At 33.4% G+C, this 4479-nt stretch carries 3 protein-coding genes; 2 read left to right on the forward strand and 1 reads right to left on the reverse strand.

Annotated features, from left to right (window positions below; all coding sequences use genetic code 11):
* Positions 1–50: 50 nt before the first annotated feature.
* Positions 51–1187, forward strand: a complete 1137-nt coding sequence (locus tag CD152_RS06700; RefSeq protein WP_101140601.1) for an AI-2E family transporter — start codon at positions 51–53, stop codon at positions 1185–1187.
* Between the two features lie 131 nt (positions 1188–1318).
* Positions 1319–3853 (forward strand): bifunctional lysylphosphatidylglycerol flippase/synthetase MprF, encoded by a 2535-nt coding sequence (gene mprF, locus CD152_RS06705; RefSeq protein ID WP_157820951.1) that lies wholly within the window; start codon positions 1319–1321, stop codon positions 3851–3853.
* On the opposite strand, the gene msrA is transcribed toward mprF, so the two are convergent.
* Positions 3850–4353, reverse strand: coding sequence for a peptide-methionine (S)-S-oxide reductase MsrA (gene msrA / locus CD152_RS06710; RefSeq protein ID WP_101140599.1), 504 nt, complete (start codon positions 4351–4353; stop codon positions 3850–3852). The two genes, mprF and msrA, sit on opposite strands and share 4 nt — an antisense overlap.
* Between the last annotated feature and the right edge of the window lie 126 nt (positions 4354–4479).

Below are 4479 nucleotides of genomic sequence, written 5' to 3' on the forward strand. Positions count from 1 at the left end.
AAACTATAGATATATAGATAAAATAATATATTACATAAGGAAGGGTGCATATGTCAGATCGTAATTTCTTTCAGTTTTTTGGTGGCAGAAAATTATTATTCACATTAACTGTATTAATATTAACAGGAATATTGGTACTAATAGTTAATCAAATTTCATTTATCTTTAAACCATTTATCGTTATCTTCAATACAGTAATAGGGCCTGTTATCCTGGCTTTCATTTTATATTATCTTCTGAATCCTCTTGTCAATTTGATGGAACGTTATCGTATTAATCGGTTATGGGGTATCATTATATTGATTGCTACCATTATCAGTCTTTTTGCTTTACTCATCACCTGGTTAATTCCTGTTATAGAGGTTCAGGTTACTGGGTTAGTTCATAATGCTCCAGATTATTTAAATCATCTATTAAAAGACTTTAATAGATTATCGAATGATTCCAAGTTTGCTCCATTTCTGCAGAACATTCAGGAATGGGTAAATACAAATCTTAGTGATCTTCCTAAGAAGGTTGGAGAGTACCTTGGTAATTTCTCAACTCGTCTGCGATCGGTTGTCGATACAGTTGCAAGCGTAGCTATTGTCATCATGACTTTCCCATTTGTACTCTTCTTTTTGCTTAAAGATGGCGAACAGTTTAAAAATTATGTATTAAAATTAACACCACCAAAATTTAGAAAAGATCTTCATGATATTTTAGATAAGATGAATGTTCAGGTCGGTTCGTATATACAAGGCCAGATGTTTGTTGCTTTCTGTATCGGGGTTCTATTGTTTATTGGTTATATGATTATCGGGCTTGAGTATGCTTTAATTCTTGCTTGTATCGCTGCAGTAACAAGTGTAGTTCCATACCTGGGACCAATGATTGCTATCAGTCCTGCTATTGTTATTGCGCTAGTTGATTCACCTGTTATGTTGCTGAAACTTGCGATTGTATGGATGGCCGTACAGTTTTTAGAAGGTCACTTTATATCTCCTAACATTATGGGGAAGACAATGCAGATTCATCCTTTAACGATTATTTTTGTTCTGCTTTGTGCAGGGAATCTACTGGGTTTGATCGGCGTTATACTTGGTATTCCTTTATATGCTATATTAAAGGTTTTGACTCAGTATATATTCGATAAATTTAAGAAGCGTTATAATACGTATTTATCAGAAGATGGGGATGTATATTGATTTTGAGATAAGTCATCATTCTAGACGAATGATGACTTATTTTTCATTTATTTCCAATAATATTTGGTTTTTTTCTTTTTTTTCTGTAGAATATGTATGAATTTAAATTAATTATTGTGAGTAGGGGTTTTATGAAAATATTATTTAATAATTATCGGAATGTAATTAAGTTTTTATTTATGGCATTACTGTTTATTTTTGTGATATATCGTCTAAAGGGTGAGTTATCGACGATTGATTTCAAATCGACGATGACGGCATTTAAACATTTGAACTCTATACAGTTGGTGCTCCTTATTTTTGCCGGCCTTGTTTCAGTCAGTATTTTATCTCTGTATGATTTTGTATTGGCTAAGAAAATGAATCTGGAAATCAAACATATCAAACTCTTTAATGTCAGTTTCATTGCAAATGCTTTAAATGCCGTTATCGGATTTGGAGGAATGATAGGGGCAGGGCTCCGCTTACTTATTTATAGAAATTATACCGAGGATGATAAAACGCTTATCAAGGTCATTTCAATGATGTTGTTATCGATGATCTCAGGGATGAGTATTCTGAGTTTAGGTATTGTTTTTGATATTTTTCCGAATACCCATGCTTTTGATCAGTATACGTGGTATAAAATTGGTATTTTTATCATTGCGCTCTATTTGCCGGCATTTCTTCTGTACACACTTATTAAACCTGTTAATAATGATAAATTTCTGGGAATAATATTTACGCTTGTATCAAGCATCGAATGGTTGGCAGCGAGTGGGGTATTCTATCTGATATTTAAATTTATACATATCGATGTGCAGTATTCGTTAATTATAGGTATCTTTGTTATCGCTGCTTTAGCTGGATTGCTCTCAATGGTTCCAGGTGGATTTGGTGCTTTTGATCTGATGATCCTTATTGGATTTAAAAGTATTGGTATCACAGAAGAAAAAGTATTGCTTGCACTCGTTATATATCGTGTCGTCTATTATTTCGTTCCCTTTCTTGTTGCAATGGTTTTATCCACCTTTGAGTTTAAGGGATTTGCAAAGAAACAATTTGAAGAACGCTTTGAAGATAATAAGTATTTTGCACCTGCGATTGAAACAAGCTCATTATTTTTAAATCTGTTAAAGGATGTGTTAATACATCTACCAGCTATAGCCCTTGGTATCCTTTCTTTTATTACTGGGTTTGTATTTCTGATGACAAACAGTATATTGATAAACGATGCTATCTATGATGTCCAGCACAATACATATACCTTCTTATCTTCTTTATTCACGCTTGCTTGCTTGCTGCTGATGATAAATGCGAAAGGTGTGATGCATGATACGAGACGTGCACATATCATCAGTATTGTCGCTGCTGCTGTAATATTAATCATTCTTTTCTTAACATTTGGAAACTGGCTTGTATACATTTGGATTGCAGCACTTATTTTACTTCTATTTATCGGAAATATGAATATTAAGATGATTAAACGTCCAATCACACTGTTCAGAGCAGGTTTAACGATACTCTTTACTTTCGTTATTCTTTCAATCAATAGCTGGCTCATCAGACTCCAGCTAAGTGAACTATTAGCACAGGATAAGATAGAGTTTGATGGTAATTTAATGAGAAATTATTTTCTATTCTTTATTATTGCAACAATATTACTAATCAGTATAACTTCGTATTTCTTCAACAAGAAATATATTGCTAACATCGCTATGGATGTTTCTGAAGAACAGCGTGAACAAATTATTGAGATGTATGGAGGCAACTTTGTCAGTCATCTTCATTATTCTACCGATAAATCGTATTTCATTAATCAAGCTGAAGATGCATTTATCATGTTTCAGACACATTATGATACAATTTTCGTGCTTGGTGATCCTATAGGTAACAAGCAGTCATTCAGAGACTTATTATACGATTTCTACAACCAGGCTAACTATTACGGATATGAAATCATCTTTTATCAGGTTAAACCCGATTATCTCCCTTTGTATCATGATTTCGGAAATATTTTCTTCAAGTTAGGTGAAGAAGCTGTAATACCTCTTAATGATTTTACTATCAGTGGTAAGAAGAAACGTGCATTTCGTGCAACAGTGAATAAGTTTGAATCGCAAGGGTATTTTTATGAGGTTGTGCATCCACCATTCAGTTCAGAGTTTGTAAACCAGTTACAAACTGTATCTGATGAATGGTTAAATGGAAGATCTGAAATGAACTTTTCAGTTGGGAGCTTTAATGCGTATTATCTCAATAAGGCACCAGTTGGCGTCATACGAAATGATGAAGACGTCATAGGATTTGTATCATTTATGCCGACAAATTATAATCACTCTATCTCAGTTGATATGATTCGCTGGAAAGAGAATGAGTTTCAGATGATGGATGGTCTATATTTAAACACGATGCTATCGGTCAAAGAACAGTATGATTATTTTAATATGGGCATGGCACCACTATCAAACGTCGGCAGCCATAAATATGCATTTTATAGAGAGCGATTCGCAGGAAGGATATTTGAGACAATTTCTCATATCTATAGTTTTAAAGGCTTACGGAACTATAAAGAAAAATTTAATCCGAACTGGGAGCCACGCTATCTTGTCTATAAAAAGGGGAATAGTCTAGTGACATCTATGATAAGAGTGAGTTATCTCATTAATAAAAAGACAAGAAATTAATTTTTCTTGTCTTTTATTTTTTGTCTTGTTTCTTGTTCTCTTTTATAACGTTCAGGATCTTTCTTATAGAAGTCCTGATGATATTCCTCTGCCTTATAGAAGGTCTGCGCTTCTCTTATTTCTGTGACAATCTGTTTATCGAAATGAGCTTGAATATTGCTAATATAATCTTCAGCAGTCTTTCTTTGGCGCTCATCTGAATAAAAGACTGCCGTGCGATACTGACTTCCTCTATCTTGATATTGTCCCTCATTGTCAGTCGGATCAATAATCTTAAAGAATATTTCAAGTATTTGCAAAGTCGTGAATACTTGATCATCATATTGTATTTCTACGACTTCAAGATGACCAGACGTACCGGTTTTTACTTGTTCATAGGTTGGATTTTCAATATGCCCTCCCATATAACCACTAGTGACTGAGGATACGCCATCATATGTATCAAAAGGTTTAACCATACACCAGAAACAGCCACCTGCTAAGTATATTTTCTTTTTCATATATTTCTACCTCCTTTTTGTTATTTTACTTTATTATTTGGAAAATAAACCGATATATGCTTGCAATAATGTAAATTCTTTTATAAGTTTATTATATTGTAATATAGAAAGCAGGGTATGTATGAG

It is taken from the genome of Macrococcoides caseolyticum (assembly GCF_002902665.1).
Lineage (GTDB): Bacteria > Bacillota > Bacilli > Staphylococcales > Staphylococcaceae > Macrococcoides > Macrococcoides caseolyticum.

Excerpts from the sequence above, each read along its gene's own strand:
- mprF (WP_157820951.1), top strand. The coding sequence starts at position 1,319 with ATGAAAATATTATTTAATAATTATCGGAATGTAATTAAGTTTTTATTT.
- msrA (WP_101140599.1), bottom strand. The coding sequence starts at position 4,353 with ATGAAAAAGAAAATATACTTAGCAGGTGGCTGTTTCTGGTGTATGGTT.
- CD152_RS06700 (WP_101140601.1), top strand. The coding sequence starts at position 51 with ATGTCAGATCGTAATTTCTTTCAGTTTTTTGGTGGCAGAAAATTATTA.